Raw genomic sequence first — 20681 nt, forward strand, 5'->3', positions numbered from 1 at the left:
TTGGCGAGTACCCCTTTTATTCCCCGCGAAGCCATTGGAGTTCCCGTGCTCTAGGCCAGCATCTCCAGAAATTCGCGAAGAGTTCTTGTCACGTTGTTTCGCACATCCCCGCCCTCGGATATGGCGGCTACGGCCGCCCCGTCGATAATGGCAATAATGATATTTGCGCTAGCTTTGATGCCGAGGAATTTCAGGAGAGAATTGACGGCCTGATCAAGGAATTGGCGGCCGGCACCGTAGGCATTTGCAACTGCGGGGTGGGCAGACGCCGCAACCAGCTGCTTGTAGTGGTTCTCTAAATTGTCGTGGTGGGGGAGGCAGGCCTTGAGGATGAGGTTGATCCTGTCTTCCATTTTTGAGGGCGGATCTTGCCGCTCAATTTCCGCAATAACGGACTTCGCGCGAGAACTCCATCGTTTGATATTGAGTTTTCCGCCTTCTGCGAGGAGCTCATCGAGGCCCGAGAAATAATGGGTGGTGGCCGATAGTGAGCAATTTGCACGCCTTGCGACTTTGCGGTGCGTGACGTTGCTCGGCCCGCCCTCAAGAATCAATTCTGCCGTGGCCTCGATGATCTCCTGCCGTCGTCGCTCACCCTTGCTGAGGCTCGCGTCTTTTTGCTCGGCTTGAGTTTTCTGATCCATTTTTTGTGTGGCGATAACGCCCATGAGAATTCTCTCCTGAAGTGCTTCGAAATCGCGATCGTAAACTAGATATCGCGTGGAACGCGATACGAGCAGACGGCGATTTTCTCTGTTTTCTTCAGGCATATAGAAAAGATCCAGTCGAGGGTCAATTTAATATGCGTTGAATGACTACAGAATAGCAGAGCGAGGTATTTCAAACTTTCCGTGTACTAAGCATGAGATCAGGTTAATCCTCCCCCTCAAGGTGGATTTCGTGCCGTGCATACAGCATTCCGACCAGTGCAAAACAAGCCACGACGCAGAGGTAGAAAGCGGGTACTAGCACATTTTTACTTTGCGCAATGAGCCAGGTCGAAACGAACGGTGCCGTGCCACCGAAAATTGCATTTGCGCCATTAAAGGACAGCGCAAAGCCGGTATAGCGGACCTGGGTGGGGAAGGCCTCCGAAAGGAAGGTGGGAAGCGTTGAGTCGTTGATGGTCAATATTGTGGAGAACGCAATTGCCACCAAGGTGACGGTGATGATCGAGCCGAAGCGCATCAGCGAGAAGAACGGGACCGTCAAGAAGATGAAGCAGATTGATGCGGTAATGAGCATCTTGAAGCGGCCGACGGAATCGGAAATATGCCCCATGAGGAAGATAATGATGATGTAGACCGCGAGCATAATCGATCCGGATACATTCGACTCCACGGGTGTGTAGCCGAGCTCCTGCGAAAGATAGGTCGGGAGGTAGCTCAGGATCATATAGAACGCCACTGCGTTGAGGCTGGCCACCGCAAAGGTGGAGAACACATTCTTCGGATAGTGGAGGAAGAGTTGGCGCAGTGGTGTGTGCTTTTGGTTGCTACGCTTCTGTTTCTCGGTGAAGCGCTGATACTCCGGGGTATCTTCCAAATGCATACGGATGTAATGCCCAATGAATCCGAGCGGTCCGGCAATAAGGAAGGGAATACGCCAACCCCACGATTGCATCTGGGGATCACTGAGAAAAGCGAACAGAACCGTCACCACAATTGATCCCGTAAGTAGGCCGGTGGCGGTGGAAGCGGGGACGATGGAGGTATAAAGGCCGCGCTTACTGGCGGGGGAAGACTCGGCCAAGAAGATCGCCGCCCCAGCGTACTCGCCGGCGGCAGAAAAACCCTGCACCATGCGGAGGATCAGCAGGAGCCCGGCCGAGAAGAGGCCGATAACCTGGTAGGTCGGGAGCAATCCAATGCAGAAGGTCGAGCCGGCCATGAGCAGAATCGACCAGGACAGCGCCCACCGCCGTCCTTTTCGATCTCCGAGGTAGCCCCAGAAAATTGCCCCAATGGGTCGGAAAATGAAGGAAACAGCAAAAATGGCGAACGATGAAAGAAGTTGCGCCGTAGGATCGGCATCGGGGAAAAATACCATGCCGATCACAGCGGCGAGGTAGCCGTAAGAGGCGTAGTCGAACCACTCGGTGAAATTTCCAATGAAGCACGCCACCGCTGCCTTGCGGATGTAGCTGTGATCCACCGGGTCCGAATTATTATTGTTGGGTTGATTAGTCATAATCATCTCCTCACAAGCCGAGGACGATGCACGCGAATGCGCACAGCGCTGTGCGGCCGAATCTGGCTTTATATCGGGGCGGCAACCGGTTTTAAGTGTGCTAGGTGCCGGCGGGGATCCCGCCGGCACCTAGAGATGGATTAGATAGTAGAAGTGTCAGCTGGCTTGCTGGGGCCGGTTTCTTGGAAATCTTTTATTGATCCTAGCTGATCAGCAGCGTAGATTTCCTTGTCCTTTGTCCCAGTCTCCGGATCGAGGGTTTGAGTCTCGCCACGATTCTGGCGGCGCTTAAGGCCGTCAATCACCATGGGTCCAAGGCCACCGACGATAATCAGCAGACCGCCGATGGCTCCGGCCAGGGTCATCGACTCATGCCAGACCACCGCACCCAGTACAAGTGCCACGACGCACTCGAAGTAGGCGGTGGTGGACAGCTCCACAGCGCGCAGGTGCTTACCCGCGACCACCAGGAAGCCAAGAGCAACCAAACCACAGACAATGAACATGACCATAGCCCACGCCCAGTTCTTTCCGGTCATCACCTCGAGGGGGTTGGTGCTGTCGATGGTCGTAATTCGGAAAATCATGACGACGAGGGAACCGGCCGAGGCGAAAATGAAGTTCCAGAAACTGCGAATCTCGGAATCAATATCCGGGCGGAAGCGGTAGAAGAACAACGCTAGACCGTAGAAAATACCGGAGGCGAGGCCGAAGGCATCACCAAGAACCTTGTTCGGGAAATCGGGGTTGGCTCCAAAATCGATGCCGAACTGAAGTCCGCCGTCGAAACGGATGAGTCCAACCGTCAGGAGCATACCGATAAAGACCAAGCTGAGGAAGATTCCGTTTCTGACGGAAATCTTTTCCTTGAGGAAGATCCTTGCAAGGATTGTTGAGAAAAGGGGCCCGGTGTAAATAAGGAAGACCGCGTTCGAGATGGAAGTCATCAACGTTGATGACACATAGAAGGCGAGTGATGCGCCAATGCATACGCCGCCTGCCACAACCGCGAACGAGAGCCGGGTTTCCCAAATCTTGCGAAGTTTCTTGACGATGAGAACGATAATGAACATTCCCAAAGCACCGGTTATCATTCGGCCCAGAGCTAAGAAGTCTCCGGTGATGTATTTTTGGCCGGTAGCTTCATTAACCGGGGTCGCTAACCGCCCCAAGGTGCCGACGAGAGCCATACCGGTTGCCGAAATCAAAATCGACATAAAACCAAGTGGTTTGTTCATCTCGGTGCCGCTCGAGGAGGCTTGTGTGCCGCTCATTTAGTCTCCTTTTTTGATAGAGGGGCGCCGTTGCAGCGACGCCCCTCTATCTGTTTAGTCAATTAGACGAGGGTGGGATCCTCGACCTGGTTCGGGAAGTAATCCTCGCAGGTGCCCTCGCGATAAACGTCCGCGGTGGCGCAGTGCAGGCCGCCGCCGAACGCGTAAGCGTCGCGGAACGGAACGGGGATTACGTTCATGCCGAGCTGATCCATCTGCTCGAGCTGGTTGACCTCGGAGGCCTCGACGATAACCGTCTTGTGATCGAGCACGAGGCAGTTCATCGAGAGCCAGACGGACGAGTAGCACAGCGGCGGCGGGGTCTGGTGCGCCGGCTGAGCCGCATCAACAATCTGCCAATCGTTGGCTTCGAAGATCTTGCGCTGCTCTTCGGGGAGACGACGGTTCGGGTTGTTGATGATGAGGCCCGGGCGAAGCGGCACGAAGGTCGCGTCGATGTGGATCGGGTAGGGGTCGCCGGGGAAGTTCACCGCGTGTACGCGGAGATCCGGGTAGTAGCGCTTGAACCATTCCATGGCCTTACGGTTGGTGGTCAGGCCGTGCTGGATGAAGAGGTCCTTGCCAACGCGCATCACGTCAGCGGCGTCCCACATGGGCTCGATTTCGGTGGTGGAGAAGTCCTTGTTCGCGGTGCGCTCGAGGCGCTCTTCGAGGGAGACTTCCTCATCGAAGTAGTTGTGCTTGTAGGACTTGTCCGTCAGGCGCGGGCGGGGAGCTTGCGTCCACTTGAACTCCGGATCCTCCTCGAAGTACTGGTTCATAAGGGGCCAGTAGGCGAGGTACTCGAAGTAACGCGAGCGGTAGGAGTTGGCGGAAGCCATGATCTCGTTGCCGATCGTGAGCAGGATGTCGCGGGGCGGCATGCAGGTCATCATCGAGTCATTGCGGAAATCAGGGGTCTGGATGTGCTGGTTCCACTGCAGTGGAGTCGGGCGGTCAACGATGACGCCGTGATCCTCAAGAACCTTGACCAGGCCATCGAGACGCTCGTTGGCGATCTCAACGGTCTTGGTGGGGCGGGGGCCCCACTGGCCACGCATATCCGAATCGATCGGAACCTTCTCGGCGTTGGCGGGCTCTTCCGGAGTGATCATCGAGAAGTCAGCCTTACCAACGATAACGCGCTTGAGCGGATCGAAATCGTTCCAGGAGTTTACGATCTTTGTCATTGTTTTTCTCCTCATTGAGTTTTTGATGATTGATCAAACAGTTGGATTAGTTATCGGTTCAGGCATCTAGCCATCACCGCAGTGATTTCTTCGGAAGCGTTAACCCTCCTTTTCCGAAGCGGCTCCTTTCGGAGTCCTTCCATTTAGCTGTTCTTGACGATGGTTCCAGCCTGCCCCTCAATGATGCTTACCGCATCTTCGAGCCGGCCAATAGCGGCGATTCCGCCGGTCTTTTCAACGAAGGTGCACACTGCGTTGACCTTCGGTCCCATGGATCCCGCGGGAGCGCCGATGGCACGTAGCTTATCCGGCGTCGTCGTCCCAATAGCTTCTTCCTCCGGGGTTCCGTAGTCCTTCATCACGTTCGGGACATCCGTGAGGATAAGAAGTGCATCGGCCTTCACCTCCTCGGCTAGCTTTTCTGCGGTTGAATCCTTGTCGATAACAGCCTCAACCCCGGAGAGCTTGCCGTCGGCGTCGCGGGTAACGGGAACTCCGCCACCGCCCGCGCAAATGATCGTGTAGCCTTCCTCAAGCAAGGTGCGAATTGCCGGAGTTTCGATGATCTCAACCGGCTTGGGGGAGCCAATAACACGGCGGAAGTATTTCCCGTCGGCCTTGAACGTCCAGCCCTTTTCCGCTTCGGCTGCCTTGGCACCCTCTTCGTCATAGACCTCACCAATGAACTTGGTGGGGTTCTCGAAAGCCGGGTCCGCCGGATCAACAAGCGTCTGCGTAATGATCGTGGTGACCTTGGCTTCTCCGAGGGCATTGCCCAGTTCCTGGAGCATCCAGTAGCCGATCATGCCCTGGGTAAGCGCGCCGAGGGTATCGAAGCGATACGGTTCCTTCAGGTTAGGATCCGACGCCGACTGCGCGGCGAGGACTCCCACCTGGGGGCCATTTCCATGGGTAAGAATCAACTCGTGCTTCTGGGCGAGCGGAGCGAGAGCCTGAGCAGCCTTGCGGACGTTTTCGACCTGCGGGGCTTCGTCGGGCTTCTGCCCGCGCTCAAGAAGCGCGTTTCCTCCGAGTGCTACGACGATTCGCATTAGTCGACGTCCTCACCGAGCGTGGCGACCATAACTGCCTTAATGGTGTGCATGCGGTTTTCGGCCTGATCGAACACCACCGAATTCTCCGATTCGAAGACCTCGTGCGAGACTTCCATGGACTCCAGACCGTAGCGCTCAAAAATATCTTCGCCGATGGTGGTGTGACGGTCGTGGAAAGCGGGCAGGCAGTGAAGGAGCTTGGCGTTCTTGCCGGTAGCTTCCATCATTTCCTTGTTCACCTGGAAGGGGGTGAGGAGCTTGACGCGCTCGTCCCAAATTTCCTTGGGCTCGCCCATCGAGACCCACACGTCGGTGTAGATGAAGTCGCAACCCTCAACGCCCTTGCGCGGATCATCCGACTGGACGATCTTGGCGCCCGTCTCCTTGCCGATCTCTTCAGCCTTGGAGATGATTTCCGGATCGGTCCACAGCTCCTTGGGAGCAACCAGGTGGACTTCCATGCCCAGCATCGCACCGGCGATAACTAGCGAGTTAGCAACGTTGTTGCGTGCGTCGCCCACGTAGGCGAAGGCAATTTCGTTGTAATCCTTGCCGTCGGCGTGCTCGTACATCGTGAGCTGGTCGGCGAGCATCTGGGTGGGGTGCCACTCGTCGGTGAGGCCGTTCCAGACCGGAACACCGGCCAAATCGGCGAGGATCTCCACGTGCTCCTGCTTCTTACCGCGGAATTCAATGCCGTCATAGAAGCGGCCCAGCACCCGAGCGGTGTCCTCCACGGATTCCTTGTGGCCCATCTGCGACCCGGAGGGGTCAAGGTAGGTCACGTGCGCCCCCTGATCGTAGGCGGCAACCTCGAACGAGCAACGGGTACGAGTCGAAGTCTTCTCAAAGATAAGGGCGATGTTCTTGTCCTTGAGGGTCTTCTTCTCGCGACCTTCCTTCTTCGCTGCTTTCAGCTCGGCTGAAAGATCCAGAAGATAGCGCCATTCTTCGCTTGTAAAATCAAGTTCCTTGAGGAACGAGCGTCCCTTGAGGTTCGGCATCTTTGTTAGTCCTTTCTATAGGTGCCGGGTTTATAGGGTGTCCCGCTTGATCGGGCAACTCATACACCGAGGGCCACCGCGTCCGCGGCCGAGCTCGGCGCCAGGAACGGAGAGCACCTCAATTCCGTTGTCGGAGAGGTACGCGTTCGTGGCAGTGTTTCTGTCGTATCCGACGACGACGCCGGGGGCGACCGTCAGGAAGTTGCAACCGTCATCCCACTGCTCGCGTTCGGCATCAAGAGACGATTGCGGAGTAATTAAAACCCGTACGCTGGAGAGGCCAAGCGACTTCGCGATGACGTTCCACATCTCGTCAGCGTCGTGCTCAACAATCTTGAGCTGGCCGCCCGCGCCCGGAGTGATTTCCAGCGAGGCCAAGTTGCCGAGCTGCTGGTAAGCGGTGAAGGTATCGACGTCGAGCATCGTCATCACGGTATCCAAGTGCATCATCGCGCGCTCGTGGGGCATGCACAGAGCAATGACGCGCTCGGCGGAACCGGCCTCAAACAGGCGATGAGCGAGGATTTCTACGCCCTGGGCGGTGGTTCGCTCGGACATTCCGATAAGTACGGTGCCGTTGCCGATGACCAAAGTGTCTCCGCCTTCGACCGGCGCCTTCTCCTTGCTGGAGATATCGTTCCAGAACTTGAACCCGGCATCCTTGAAGCGCGGGTGGTGGCGATAAATCGAGGAGAAGTGGATGCTTTCGCGCTTACGCGCCGGCATCTGCATGGTGTTGACCGCTACGCCGTCGTACACCCACGCTGAAGTATCGCGCGTGAAAAGGTGGTTGATAAGGGGATAAATCAAAACGTCATCCGTACTGTGCGCCGAAAGATACGCGGAGCCGGGGGGATTGACGCGGTCGAGGACCTCTTTCTTGGTGAGGCCGCCGACGAGGATTTTCGTCAGCTCCTTGCTGGGCAGTCCGAGTGCGTATTCGGTCAGCGCATCAGCGAGGGTAACGCCCCACTCGCTTGCGGAGAACGTGGTAGTAACGAGGTCCCTGCGGGCTTCCTCGATATCGAGAGTTTCGCTGAGAAGGTCAGTGAAATAGAGGACTTCGACGCCGCGGTTACGGAGCGTGTCAGCGAAAACGTCGTGCTCTTCTTGAGCGCGGCTGAGCCACGGAATGTCGTCGAAAAGCAGAGTGTTTCGATTGGCTGGGGTGAGGCGAAGCATTTCCTCACCGGGCCGGTGGAGAATTACCGACCTCAGAGGAGCTACCTCAGATCCAACATAAAACGTCATTGTCAACCCATCCGAGTTCGTAGTTGGTTTCAAGTAACCGACTGGCGGTTGCTTCTATCTTGCTGTCTTGTATGCGCCGCTTCCTTGCGGCTTGTGATGTGAGCGTACTTCGAATTGGTACGCCCGTACCAGGGACAATAGTCCTTTTTTTGGTACGTGTGTACCGTTATTCTAAAGAAGTCGCGTCTCTCAAGGAAGATGGCGCGATATCGAGCCAGAATATTTGCGTTTTCGCTAAACGAAAACATCTGGCCCTGAACTTGATAGGTAAAAGTTTCGAACACTTAGGACGTCTGTCCTATGCGTTAAGGTTGTGGTTAAACGCCGGTAAAATCGCGGCTACCGCATCTGATGAGCGAGCGTTTTTGGCATTTTGACGCTGTGCCCGGAGGAGGCAGAAAAATGTTTTCGGTAGGCATTGCCGGTGCAACGGGGTACGCGGCAGGGGAGTTGCTCTCCATCCTGGCCGGCCATCCCGAACTCGAACCAGCGTTGCTTTGCGCGGGGACCTCGCGCGGGAAATTAAGGGACTTCCATCCTCACCTGCGGACCTATGCGGACCTGGAGGTTGAGGAAACCAATGCTCGCCGCCTAGCGCGCAATGACGTGGTAGTGCTCGGGCTGCCGCACGCCCACGCCGGAAAGATCGCCGCTGATATCGAGGCGGAGAATCCAAGGTGTCGCATCGTTGACCTAAGCGCGGACCATCGCCTCGAAAACGAAGCGGATTGGCACGCCTTCTATCCGGGCGACTATTACGGCTCGTGGACCTACGGCGTTCCTGAGCTTTTGCGACGCGATGGCCCCTCGCATCGTGAGCGCCTGAAGCAGGCGAAGAATATCGCCGCTCCCGGATGTAATGCCTCCGCGGTTATCTTCGCTACGCAACCCGCGGTAGCGGCCGGCCTGACGGACGGAACCGGCATCACGGCCACCCTGGCGGTCGGCTACTCGGGGGCCGGAAAAACTCCTAAACCGAATCTTATTTTCAGCGAAGCGATTGAATCCGCGGCGCCCTACAAAGTGGGAGGTACGCATCGCCACATCCCGGAAATTGCGCAGGCATTGCGCACAGCCGGTGGCGTAACTCGCTCACTTTCAATGACCCCGATTCTGGTGCCGATGTCGCGGGGAATCGTCGCGGTGGTCACCATTCCTTTGCGTGATGCGGTGAGTGCAGACGACGTCGAGAATGCATACCGCAACGCTTATGAGAACGAAAAGTTCGTCCAACTGTGCGACGCTCCGCCTTCCACCGGGTTGGTCCGGGGTAGTAACGCCGCCCTCGTGTACGCGACCCTCAACCGCGACGGCGAGGCGATTACCGCGGTTTGCGCAATCGACAACCTTATGAAGGGAACCGCGGGCGCCGCAATTCAATCTCTCAACCTCGCTCTGGGGTTGGATGAAAGTACCGGCCTTAAACAGAATGGAATGGCACCATGACAGTAACCACGCCAAAAGGTTTCCTCGCGGCCGGCGTCGCCAGCGGGCTTAGGCGTTCAGGGCGGCGCGACCTAGCTTTGATTCAAAATATGGGCCCCAAGTCGACTTTTGCGGCGGTGACCACCGCCAATCGATTCGCTGCCGCGCCCGTTGTCTACACTCGAAAAATTGCGGCGTCTGGGTACGCGGAGGCGATCGTTCTCAACTCAGCGAACGCCAACGCCTGTACGGGCCCACAAGGCGACGCGGATACTCTGTCCACCGCCGCAAAAGTGGGGGAGTGCTTAGGTATTTCGCCCGAACACGTGGCGGTCTGCTCCACCGGAATCATTGGGCGTCCCATGCCAATGAAGCCCTTGCTTTCCGGCGTGGAATTGGCGGCGCGGGCGCTGAGCCCTGACGGTGGTAGCGATGCGGCAGAAGCGATCATGACCACGGATACGCGGCCTAAGAATGTGGCGGTAAATCTGGGCTCGTACGCGATTGGGGGCATCGCCAAAGGATCGGGCATGCTCGCTCCCGAGTTGGCCACCATGCTGTGCGTGCTGACCACCGACGCGGTGCTCGATCCGCGCGAGGCGGACGAGGCACTGACCGCCGCGGTGAACGAATCTTTCAATCGAATCGATTCAGACGGTTGCATGTCCACGAACGACACCGTGGTGCTTATGGCCTCGGGAGCATCCGGCGTGAAGCCCAATGCGGACGAGTTCGTTGCTGCGCTAACTAGAGCGGCGCATGATTTGGCCGAGCAGCTGGTGAACGACGCCGAAGGGGCCAGCCACGTCATCACGGTCAAGGTAGAAGAAGCTGATTCGGAAAGCGGCGCTCTGGCGGTAGCGCGTGCTATCAGCCGTTCGAATCTTTTCAAGACGGCCGTCTACGGGAATGACCCCAATTGGGGGCGAATCCTCTCGGCCGCGGGGACCGTCGGGAGCGATGTAGCCGCCTATGATCCCGCGGATATTGAACTCTTCATCAATGATGTTTGCGTGAGCCGGGCGGGGGTGCTCGCATCCAGCCCGGACAAAGTTGATATGTCGGATCGGTGTATCGAGGTGCGCCTAGTGCTCCATTCCGGGCCGCACGCGGCGTCTTTGCTGACCACTGATCTGACCCACGAGTACGTTCACGAGAATTCGGCATATTCATCATGACTGATCTTGACAACACAATTGACCGCGCACGCCTGAAGGCGGGAGTTCTTATCGAAGCCCTCCCGTGGATGAGGAAGTTCCGCGACTGTATCTTCGTTATCAAATACGGTGGCAACGCGATGATTTCGCCGGAGTTGCGCCTGGCCTTCGCGGAGGACATCGTCTTCCTCCACCACGTGGGCATTAAGCCCGTGGTGGTGCACGGGGGAGGTCCGCAAATTAGTGCAATGCTCGAGCGCATTAATCTGAAGCCAGAGTATAGGGGCGGATACCGTTATACCGACGATGAGACCATGGATATTGTTCGCATGGTTCTCACCGGTAAAGTGCAACGTGAGCTTGTTTCTCTGCTCAACGAGAACTTCCCCTATTCAATTGGCCTTTCGGGCGAGGATGCCAGCCTGTTCACCGCGCGGCGAAGCATGGTGAGCGTGGATGGCAAAGACGTGGATTTGGGGCACGTGGGCGATATCGTGTCAGTAACTCCCTCTGCCGTACTCGACGTCCTCAATACCGGCCGCATTCCGGTTGTTTCCTCCGTGGCGGTCGATGTCGACGCGACGACGGAAGTCTTGAACGTCAACGCTGATTTGGCCGCTGGACATTTAGCTGAATCGCTGGGCGCTTATAAGCTGATCATGGCAACTGATGTGGAGGGCCTGTACCGGGATTGGCCCAACCGAGAAAGCATTATTAAGCAGATCTCGGCGAGCGAGTTGCGCGAGCTCCTCCCCAGCCTACAAAGCGGCATGATCCCGAAGATGAATGCCGCACTGTACGCCATCGACCATGGTGTCAAAGAGGCCCATATCGTTGATGGCCGCATGGCACATTCGATGCTCGTTGAAGTATTTACAAATGAAGGTATCGGCACGGTGATCCATCCGTGACGGCGCTCCGGCGCTGAAAAACAGCACTGAGAGGAAAGCGATGAATAATTTCAAAGAACGTTACGCGAACGCCCTCATGAACACCTTTGGACCACCCCAACTCATGTTGGAGCGAGGCGAAGGTGCTTACGTGTGGGATGCGGAAGGCCGCCGTTACCTCGATTTGCTTGGCGGGATCGCCGTCAACTCCACGGGTTACTGCCACCCGCGGGTAGTCAGTGCGGTTTCGCAACAGATCGCGACGCTCGGGCACACCTCGAATTTCTTCACCACCGCTCCGCAGCTTGAGCTGGCTGAGCGTATCCAAGGGATTTTCGGCGCGGAGGGCTATCCCGCGGACGAGGTGCGCACTTACTTTGCGAACTCCGGTGCGGAAGCCAATGAGGCGGCGCTCAAGATTGCGCGTCTTCACAAGCCGGGGGGTCGAGTGATCGCCCTGGAGAAGGGGTTCCACGGCCGCACGCTGGGTGCCCTTTCCATCACTCACAAACCCGCCATCCGCGAGCCCTACGAACCGCTACCAAACAACGTGACGTTCACTCCCTGTTCCGTGGAGGGAATCACCGAGGCTTTTGACGCCGACGTCGCCGCAATTTTTATGGAACCAATTCAGGGCGAGGCCGGGGTGCGGCCTGTGCCGAGGGAGGTGCTACTGGCGGCGCGCAAACTTGCCGACGAATTCGACGCACTTCTTATTCTCGACGAGGTGCAAACCGGAATTGCGCGGACGGGACGATGGCTCTGCCATTCCGATACGGTTCGAGCAGACATCGTCACCTTGGCAAAAGGCCTGGGCTCCGGATTCCCAATTGGCGCCTGCGTGGGGATAGGCAAGGCTGGCAAGCTTTTCACCCCCGGTTCTCATGGCTCAACGTACGTCGGAAACCCGGTGTGCACCAGCGCCGCTCTCGCCACTCTGGAGGTGCTGGAGGGCTTGCTCGAGCACGTTGCGCAGACCGGGGAATGGTTGCGTCACCAGCTTGAAGGTATAGGTTTTGCGGTTCGTGGCCGCGGGCTTTTGCTGGGAATCGAGGTCAAGGAAGCGAAGAAGGTCGCGGCGAAACTCCTCGAGGAGGGGTTCATTGTGAATACGCCCAACGAGGAGACGATTCGCCTTGCTCCGCCACTCGTCATAACGGCGCGGGAATTGGAGCCGTTTGTTGAGGTGATGGCGCGGGTGGTTGCCTAATTTCGCAGCGCGCATTGAAACCGGTGCTCATCGCTAGGTGAGGTGGCGCCGGGCGGCCGGAAGGCCCTACTCAGCGTGCCCTTATTCTGAGATCGAGACACCTGCTGTTCCGCTTCCGGATAGCCTGGAACCGCGCGCTGGCGTGCCTACACCTACCGCTCGCGTCTGCCGGATTCTGGAAGGAACACAGATGGAATTCAACCGCTCACCGCGATCCACCGTCGGCATTGAATGGGAACTGCAACTCATCGATCAGGACTCCTACGATCTGCGCCAGGCCGGAGAAACCGTTATTCAGGCCGTTCATGGTCTGCCTGAGGACACCTCGGGAATTCACCGAGAAATGCTCCTCAATACGGTAGAGATTGTTTCGCGGCCGCGCCGGCGGGTAGGCGAGGCCTGCGAGGATCTGGCCGGCTCGTTGGAGCTCCTCAAGTCAGTGACCGAGCCGCTACGGATTTCGCTAGCGTCGTCGGGCACCCACCCCTTTGCTAACCCGGTCTACCAACGGATCACGGACTCGGATCGGTACGCGGAGCTGGTCAAACGAACCCAGTACTGGGGGCGGCAAATGCTGATCTACGGCACGCACGTGCACGTTGGAATTGAGGACAGCCGAAAGGCGCTACCAATTCTTTCCGCGCTTTTGACGCGCTTCGCGCATTTGCAGGCGCTGACCGCCGCCTCACCCTTCTGGAATGCCGCGCTCACCGGGTATGCGGATAACCGGGCGATGGTGTTCCAGCAGCTTCCCACGGCGGGTACCCCACATCAATTCGAACGCTGGGAGGAGATTGAAGAGTACGCGGCGGGCATGCAAAAGACCGGGATTATTAGTAATTTCGACGAAGTTCGCTGGGATATTCGCCCCTCGCCGAAGTTTGGCACCATTGAGATGCGCATGTGTGACGCGGCGACGAATCTCGCCGAAATCTGCATGGTCGCGGCGCTGAGCCAATGCCTCGTGGAGTACTACTCGCGCCAGCTTGATGCGGGAAAGACGCTCCCGAAAATGCCGGACTGGTTTATTAGCGAAAACAAATGGCGCGCGGCTCGCTACGGAATGGATGCCATTCTGATCCTGGACAAAGAGGGAAATGAGGAGCTGGTGACCGAGACCCTCGAGCGGATGGTTCGCGAGCTCGAACCTATTTCGATCGAACTCGGGTGCGCGGAGGAATTGGCCATGGTGGGCGAGGTGCTGAAGCTAGGCGCGCCCTACCAGCGCATGCTCTCGATCTCGGAACAGACCCGGCGCTATCGCGAGGCCATCGTGCGTTTCATGATTGCGGAGATGGAGGCCGGGCGCCCCCTGGATGCCACCACTTTCGTCCAGCACGAACGCGAATCGCTAGAAAAAGCCGAACCGGAAAAGTACCAGTCGCTTCCCACCGGTGCCGCGGCGCCGCGATAAGCTAGCCTGCATGGCAATACAGTTACCTGATTTTTCAACCGTTAGCCCCGAGTCTCTTACTGCGCGCATTCGCGAACTTATGGCGCAGCGCATCGAGCTCGTAACGCGGCTGGCCGAGGCGGAGGAAACTCCGGCTATCGATAACTTGCTACGCCCGTTCGAGCTGTCAGGCGAAGAGCTTGACCAGGCCGTCTCGCTTTTCGATACCTATACCTCGTCCATTGGCGGGGAGGCGTGGAACGCCGCGGAAACCGAGCTCATGCCCGAGCTTGCTGCCCATCAGGACGCTGTATTGACCAACCCGGGCCTCTACGCCAGGTTCAAAGAACTCGCGCAAATTCCGCTTGATGAGGAAACGAGCGAGGTAGTGGCTAAGCACGTGCGCGATTTCAAATTCGCCGGCGCCCACCTGCCCGCAGAAACCCGGGCGGAGCTAGCAAAGGTGAATCAGCGCCTGGCGCAACTGACCACCGGGGTCAGCCAAAAGATCGTTCAGGCCGGGCTGACAGACGCCGTCGGACTTACCGAAGAAGAAACCCTGGGCCTCTCCGAGGCGCAGAAGGCGGCGCTCGCGGAGGACGCGAAGAAGAACGGGAAGGCCACGCAGGAGACGCCGTACCTCGCGGTGCTGCAGCTTCCCACCCAGCAGCCGCTTCTGGCCCAGCTTGATAATCCGCTGGCCCGCGCCAAGCTCCTCGAAGCTTCGATGAATCGGTGCGATGGCCACGATGCGCTTACCGATACACGCGCCATGATCCTCAATATTGTGCGCTTGCGCGCCCATGCCGCGCGACTGCTCGGATTTGATAATCACGCCGCGTACGTGGCCGCCCAGGGCTCGGCGCATAACCTCGACGCAATTGACACGTTGGTCTACGGACTGGTTGATGGCGTTGAGCAGCGGGTGATTGGTGAACAGCAGGAGCTTTCTCACCAGATTTACGCCGACGCGCGGTTCGGCGCGGCGGATTGGATGTGGGCGCAGGAGCGCTTGCGCGCAAAGCAATTCTCTGTGGACTCCGCCGCTCTAGCTCCTTATTTTGAGCTGACGAACGTGGTAGAAAACGGAGTTTTCTTCGCCGCTCATGAGCTGTACGGAATCTCGGCGCGCCGCCGCGAAGATTTGCGCGGTTACGCCGAGGAGGTGAAGGTGTGGGAAATTCTCGACGCCGATGGTTCCTCCCTCGGGCTCTTCATCGGTGACTACTACGCCCGTGCCGGCAAGGCGGGCGGGGCGTGGATGCACGCGATTACGCAGAAATCAGGCGAGGGCGCGCCGGCCTCAATTATTTGCAATAACCTCAATATCACCAAGCCGGCCGCCGGGGAGCCGACCTTGCTGACCTGGGACGAGGTCGAGACGGCATTCCACGAATTCGGCCACGCTCTGCACGGATTCTTGAGCGATGTTCGCTGGCCCTCCGTGGCCGGCACCAGTGTGCCGCAAGATTTCGTTGAGTTCCCCTCCCAGCTCAACGAGGTTTGGGCGCTACATCCACGCGTTTTAGCTAATTACGCCAAGCATTACGAAACGGGTGAGCCGCTGCCGGAGCGACTGGCGAAAGGCCTGGTGGACTCGCGCTCATTTGGCAGTGGGCATTCCATGAGTGAACTGTTGCAAGCGGTGATTCTCGACCAGTCGTGGCACCGCCTGCGCGAAAGCGCGATTCCGGATTACGCCGCCTCTTTCAGCATGCTGGAGGGCGACGCGGTAGCGGCGAGCGGGCTGGGCTCAAACCTTATTCCTCCGCGTTACCGGAGCGCCTATTTCAACCACATTTTCGCCGGTGGCTACTCCGGGGCGTACTACTCTTACGTTTGGTCCGAAGCGCTCGACGCCGACGTCGCCGAGTGGTTGCGCACCGAGGCGGCGCACGACGACGATGGTGGGCTCAATCGAGAAGCGGGGGATCGGCTTCGCGCAGAAATCCTCTCGCGCGGCGCTTCGCGCGATCCGAACGAGTCATTTGTGGCCCTGCGTGGGCGGGAAGTGGATCCGGCCCCGCTCGCTCGGCGGCACGGGCTGGAACTTCATCGGAATCACGCGGTAGGCTAACCGCATGGCTACGAATCCTCGCTCTGCACTCGACCGTCTGATTGGCGCGCTCGAAAGTTTCCATCAGGCAGCGACTACCGCTGACGATCCTGAGGCATCGTCGGTGCTAGAAGCCGCGGACGCTCTCGCCGATGCGTACACGGTGTATGACGACGTCATTTTCACCGAGTTCGGCGTTGAATCCCCTCTCGATAGTTGGGGTGACGATGATTCGGACGACGACGAGATCGACTACAACGACGACGACTACGACTTCGACGACTCGGACGAGGATTCGGAGGATGGCGATTCCGACGATGACCTCGACGACGACGAGTTCGACGATTCGGACGATGATGACGAGGACGAAGACGATGAGGACGACCTCGACGATGACTACGACTTCGAAGAGACGGATGAGACGCATTAGCGCGTCGTAGCGTTCTTGGGCTAGCAGAGCCTGCTAGCGAGTTCTTAATATCGAAAGGCCGGTGACTGAGTCGCCGGCCTTTTCGTTTTGCGAGCGAGGGTGGCGCAAAAAACACTCGAGGGAGCTTACAATTTCTCCATGACTGAGCACCCTGGAGCAAACCCGCGCCTGCATCGCGAGGGGGTTAATCCTCCGCAGCTAAAAAAAGTTCCCCGCCACGTTGCGATCGTGATGGATGGGAACGGACGCTGGGCAAACGCGCGGGGCTTGGCGCGAACAGAGGGACACCGAGTGGGCGGCCAGGCCATGATGGATGTGGTTGCCGGGGCAATTGAAATCGGTGTCGAAGAGCTCTCCGTCTACGCGTTCTCAACCGAGAACTGGCGCCGCTCGCCCGCGGAGATCAGCTTCTTGATGGGCTTTTCGCGCGAGCTCATTCGCTCTAATCGCGATGTGCTCAACTCATGGAATGTGTGCGTGAACTGGGTCGGCAGGCCCCAGCGCCTGTGGAGCTCGGTTCTCAAAGAAATTCGTGAGGCCCGCCTCCTGACGGCTCAGAACACGGGGCTTCGCGCAAACGTTTGTATTAACTACGGCGGACGTACCGAGATTGTCGATGCCACTCGGCGCATTGCCGAAGAAGTAGCTAGTGGCAAACTGCGCCCGGCAGATATTACCGAGAGCCTGATAGTGGACCATTTGTACGTGCCCGATATGAAGGACGTCGACCTCCTTATTCGTACCGGTGGGGAGTTGCGCACCTCGAACTTCCTTATGTGGCAGTCGGCTTACGCCGAGTTTTACTTTACCGACGTCATGTGGCCGGACTTCACCCGCGAGGATTTTTGGCGGGCGTGTGAGGACTATGCCAATCGCGACCGCCGCTTCGGCGGCGCCGTCGACAAGGTAGGAAAACGCCGCTAACGGTCCGCGCTCAAAAAGCATCCCACCAGACCGGTTGCCGGCCACGGGACGGGTGTCTGGCTACGAAACCGTTTACGGGCCACGAAACCGTTTGCCGGCCCAAAAAGCTGAGTCTATAAAATAAAAGACTCGCGAAGACTACGCGAAGCATCGCTACAATTTGGTTATGTTGCACCGAATTGATTTAAGGGACCAAGAGATCTCCGAACGCGAGCTCGTTCAGGTGCTTCCGCGCGCGGAGGTGGACGTTGAGAAGGCGCTTGAATCCGTGCGGCCAATCATTGCGCAGGTGCGTGAGCGCGGCGGGGAGGCGTTGCGAGAGCTGGCGCAAAAGTTTGACGGCGTCTATCCCGAACATTTGCGCGTTCCACAAGAGGCAATTGATGAAGCCGTGGCTCAGCTGGATCCGCAGATAAAGCATGCTCTTGAGCTTTCGATTGCACATAACCGGACCGGCCACGAAATGCAGGTGCCTAAGCCGGTGGAACGCGAGATTGTTCCCGGCGGCATTGTGCGCCAACGGTGGATTCCGGTACGCCGCGTCGGGCTTTATGTTCCCGGCGGACTGGCGGTGTATCCCTCCTCGGTTGTCATGAATGTGGTCGCTGCCCAAGTGGCTGGGGTGCAATCAATTGCGGTTGCCTCGCCGCCGCAGGAGCACTTCAACGGCCTTCCGCACCCCACCATCCTCGCCGCTTGCGGACTCCTGGGAGTGAACGAGGTTTACGCAGTTGGGGGCGGCCAGGCGATTGGTATGTTCGCTTACGGTGCAAAGGGGCAACCGGGTACCTCGGATGGCGAGGTCCTCTGCGAGAGAGTCGACGTCACCACCGGGCCGGGCAATATATACGTGGCAGCGGCAAAGCGCGCGGTGCAAGGTGTAGTTGGCATTGATGCCGAAGCTGGTACCACGGAAATTGGGATTATTGCGGATGATTCAGCAAACCCGGAGTACGACGCCGCCGATCTTATTTCGCAGGCGGAGCACGATCCGGCCGCGGCCTCGGTGCTCTTTACGTATTCCGTTGAACTCGCGGACGCCGTCGACGCCGCGGTAGAGCGTCAGGTGGCGCAAACGAAGCACGCGGAGCGCGTGAAAACCGCACTTTCTGGCCCGCAATCCGGCATCGTATTGGTCAAGGACGTCGCAGATGCGATCACCGCCGCGAATGCCTACGGAGCCGAGCATCTGGAAATTCAAACCCGCAATAATCGCGAGGTTTCGGATCAGATCCACAACGCGGGCGCGATTTTTCTGGGAAGCTTCTCGCCCGTACCACTGGGAGACTACATCGGAGGCTCCAATCACGTGCTCCCCACCGGCGGGACCGCGGCCTTCGCATCGGGGCTCAACACCCTCGATTTCCTCAAATCAGTGCAGGAAATCGAGTACACGCGGGAGGCACTGCTCAGCTTGGAGGAACCATTGCGGGCCCTCGCCGTCGACGAAGATTTGCCGGCACATGCCGATGCCGTGACCGCGCGAAACGACGCCGCGCCCAAGAGCGTCTAAAAGGCGGGAAGAAATCATGAATCCTTACGATGAACTGGAAGCGGGGCGGGTGGATCTTGCTTTAGCCTCGGAAGATTTTGAGGCGGGTGGCCAGCTCCCCGAGTCCGCGACCGGCACCGGGACCACTCCGGGCGGGCAGGATTTGAGCCCGCAGCTCAGCTGGAAAGCGGGACCCGAGGGCACACAAGCCTATATGGTTTCCTGTTACGACCCCGATGCTCCCACCCCGTCCGGATACTGGCACTGGGTGGCGATTAACCTTCCCGCCAGTGTTACCAGCCTGGCGCAAGGCGCCGGCGACGAGCTTCCGGAGGGGGCGATCAATCTCAAGAACGACGGCGGAACCGCGGCATTCCAGGGCGCCGCCCCGCCGCCCGGGCACGGTCCGCACCGCTATATTTTCACGGTGCACGCCCTCGATAGCCGCCTCGACCTCGATGGCGAAGCGCGCCCCGCGGTGGCACACTTTATGGCGCGCGGCCATATCCTGGGACGCGGGATGCTCATTGGTACGTGGGAAAACGCCGGATAATGCAATTTCCGTATCGGTCAGAGTTCGAGCACGAAGAGCCCTATGGCGCACCCCAGCTCGCGGTGGACGTTCGGCTCAATACCAACGAAAACCCGTACCCGCCCTCGGCGCTCGTGCGTGAGGCAATGGAGCGCGCGGCGGGCGAGGCTTTGCGGGATCTCAACCGGTATCCGGATCGCGATTTCGCCGAGTTACGGAAGAAAATTAGCGCGTATCTAGCACAGGAGAGTGGGGTGGCACCCAGCCCGAACCAAATTTGGGCGGCTAACGGATCGAATGAGATCATGGCGCAGCTGCTTACCGCTTTTGCGGGGCCGGGGCGAAAAGTGATGACTTTTGTTCCCAGCTACTCGATGTACAGCGAGTACGCGCGCAACACCTTTTCGCAGTTTGTGGCGGGGGCGCGAGGCGATGATTTTCGCCTGGACCTAGCTCGGGCGCAAGCCGATATTGAGCGCGAGCGCCCGGCGATTATTTTTTTGGCATCTCCCAACAATCCCACCGGAACCGCCCTCGATTTTCAGGAACTGCGGGCGATCCTCCACATAGCGGCGCAGGTGGAGCCGCAGGGCGCACCGGGTGCACGAAGCCTGGTCGTGGTTGACGAGGCCTATGCCGAGTTCCGGCGCGAGGGAGTTCCTTCCGCGCTCGAGCTGCTGGAGGAGTATCCGCACCTGGTTGTTACGCGAACAATGTCAAAGGCATTCGCCGCGGCCGGGCTACGCCTGGGATATGCGGTGGCCGATCCGCGCCTGATCGTCCAGCTCAACGTGGTGCGGTTGCCTTATCATTTGTCGAGCCTGACCCAAGCGGTTGCCTGCGCGGCGCTCGATCACGCGGCGGACCTGCAGGCGAATGTAGCGCAGCTTCGCGCCGATCGAGACGCTTTGGTCGACGAGCTGAGGAATCGAGGATTCGAAGTACTTCAGTCCGACGCAAACTTCATTTGCTTCGGTCGCTTTAGCGACCGACATCGTGAATGGGAGCGCGTGTTGGCGCAAGGCGTGCTGATTCGCGAAACCGGACCAGCAGAATTCTTGCGCGTCACCGTGGGGACGACGCCGGAGAACCGGGCCTTTCTCGATGCGCTCGGCTATAGGTGCTAGAGCTTGCGGCACTAGAAACTCAGGCACCGGGCGTACGGCACAAGCCACAAGGCGCACGGCAAACGACGAAGCGCCGGGGAG

Annotated in this window: 18 protein-coding genes; 11 read left to right on the forward strand and 7 right to left on the reverse strand. The window is 58.5% G+C overall.

The genetic code is table 11. The features are described 5' to 3' along the window. Positions 1-50: 50 nt before the first annotated feature. The 7 genes from BN2664_RS02190 to BN2664_RS02220 all read right to left on the reverse strand — a co-directional run bounded on the left by BN2664_RS02190 (position 51) and on the right by BN2664_RS02220 (position 7964). Positions 51-770, reverse strand: a complete 720-nt coding sequence (locus BN2664_RS02190; protein ID WP_058120606.1) for a TetR/AcrR family transcriptional regulator — start codon at positions 768-770, stop codon at positions 51-53. A gap of 103 nt (positions 771-873) precedes the next feature. Next, on the reverse strand, positions 874-2190 hold the full coding sequence (locus BN2664_RS02195; protein ID WP_058120607.1) for an MFS transporter: 1317 nt from the start codon (positions 2188-2190) through the stop codon (positions 874-876). Positions 2191-2330: 140 nt separating this feature from the next. Next, on the reverse strand, positions 2331-3464 hold the full coding sequence (locus tag BN2664_RS02200; RefSeq protein ID WP_007001856.1) for a DMT family transporter: 1134 nt from the start codon (positions 3462-3464) through the stop codon (positions 2331-2333). Between the two features lie 62 nt (positions 3465-3526). Then, positions 3527-4654, reverse strand: a complete 1128-nt coding sequence (locus BN2664_RS02205; RefSeq protein ID WP_007001855.1) for a hypothetical protein — start codon at positions 4652-4654, stop codon at positions 3527-3529. Positions 4655-4797: 143 nt separating this feature from the next. Next, positions 4798-5706, reverse strand: a complete 909-nt coding sequence (gene arcC / locus BN2664_RS02210; protein ID WP_007001854.1) for a carbamate kinase — start codon at positions 5704-5706, stop codon at positions 4798-4800. Continuing rightward, positions 5706-6713, reverse strand: a complete 1008-nt coding sequence (gene argF, locus BN2664_RS02215; protein WP_007001853.1) for an ornithine carbamoyltransferase — start codon at positions 6711-6713, stop codon at positions 5706-5708. The genes arcC and argF overlap by 1 nt, the downstream gene beginning before the upstream one ends. Positions 6714-6743: 30 nt before the next feature. Next, positions 6744-7964, reverse strand: a complete 1221-nt coding sequence (locus BN2664_RS02220; RefSeq protein ID WP_007001852.1) for an arginine deiminase — start codon at positions 7962-7964, stop codon at positions 6744-6746. 402 nt (positions 7965-8366) lie between these two features. Between BN2664_RS02220 and argC the strand changes: the two genes are divergently transcribed. The 11 genes from argC to BN2664_RS02275 all read left to right on the forward strand — a co-directional run bounded on the left by argC (position 8367) and on the right by BN2664_RS02275 (position 20600). Then, on the forward strand, positions 8367-9410 hold the full coding sequence (argC, locus tag BN2664_RS02225) for an N-acetyl-gamma-glutamyl-phosphate reductase (RefSeq protein WP_007001850.1): 1044 nt from the start codon (positions 8367-8369) through the stop codon (positions 9408-9410). Next, positions 9407-10567, forward strand: a complete 1161-nt coding sequence (argJ, locus tag BN2664_RS02230) for a bifunctional glutamate N-acetyltransferase/amino-acid acetyltransferase ArgJ (protein ID WP_007001849.1) — start codon at positions 9407-9409, stop codon at positions 10565-10567. The genes argC and argJ overlap by 4 nt, the downstream gene beginning before the upstream one ends. After that, positions 10564-11457 carry an acetylglutamate kinase gene (gene argB, locus BN2664_RS02235; RefSeq protein ID WP_007001848.1) on the forward strand — a complete coding sequence of 298 codons (894 nt, stop codon included), beginning with the start codon at positions 10564-10566 and terminating at the stop codon, positions 11455-11457. Before argJ ends, argB begins: the two co-directional genes overlap by 4 nt. Positions 11458-11497: 40 nt before the next feature. Further along, a complete protein-coding gene (locus BN2664_RS02240; protein WP_007001847.1) occupies positions 11498-12646 on the forward strand; it encodes an acetylornithine transaminase in 1149 nt (382 codons plus the stop codon). Positions 12647-12836: 190 nt separating this feature from the next. After that, a complete protein-coding gene (locus BN2664_RS02245; protein ID WP_007001846.1) occupies positions 12837-14060 on the forward strand; it encodes a glutamate--cysteine ligase in 1224 nt (407 codons plus the stop codon). Between the two features lie 10 nt (positions 14061-14070). Continuing rightward, positions 14071-16116 carry a M3 family metallopeptidase gene (locus BN2664_RS02250; RefSeq protein WP_231723436.1) on the forward strand — a complete coding sequence of 682 codons (2046 nt, stop codon included), beginning with the start codon at positions 14071-14073 and terminating at the stop codon, positions 16114-16116. A 4-nt stretch (positions 16117-16120) separates the two neighbouring features. Next, entirely contained in the window at positions 16121-16525 is a 405-nt protein-coding gene (locus BN2664_RS02255; RefSeq protein ID WP_007001844.1) for a hypothetical protein, read from the forward strand. A gap of 138 nt (positions 16526-16663) precedes the next feature. Beyond that, complete coding sequence (gene uppS, locus BN2664_RS02260) at positions 16664-17449, forward strand: polyprenyl diphosphate synthase (RefSeq protein ID WP_051014195.1); 786 nt, start codon at positions 16664-16666, stop codon at positions 17447-17449. Positions 17450-17615: 166 nt separating this feature from the next. Further along, a complete protein-coding gene (gene hisD, locus BN2664_RS02265) occupies positions 17616-18962 on the forward strand; it encodes a histidinol dehydrogenase (RefSeq protein ID WP_007001842.1) in 1347 nt (448 codons plus the stop codon). A gap of 16 nt (positions 18963-18978) precedes the next feature. Beyond that, positions 18979-19494, forward strand: a complete 516-nt coding sequence (locus BN2664_RS02270) for a YbhB/YbcL family Raf kinase inhibitor-like protein (protein WP_007001841.1) — start codon at positions 18979-18981, stop codon at positions 19492-19494. After that, positions 19494-20600, forward strand: coding sequence for a histidinol-phosphate transaminase (locus BN2664_RS02275; RefSeq protein WP_007001840.1), 1107 nt, complete (start codon positions 19494-19496; stop codon positions 20598-20600). The genes BN2664_RS02270 and BN2664_RS02275 overlap by 1 nt, the downstream gene beginning before the upstream one ends. The last annotated feature ends 81 nt before the right edge of the window (positions 20601-20681 follow it).

This window comes from Actinobaculum massiliense (assembly GCF_001457435.1).
GTDB classification, from domain to species: domain Bacteria; phylum Actinomycetota; class Actinomycetes; order Actinomycetales; family Actinomycetaceae; genus Actinobaculum; species Actinobaculum massiliense.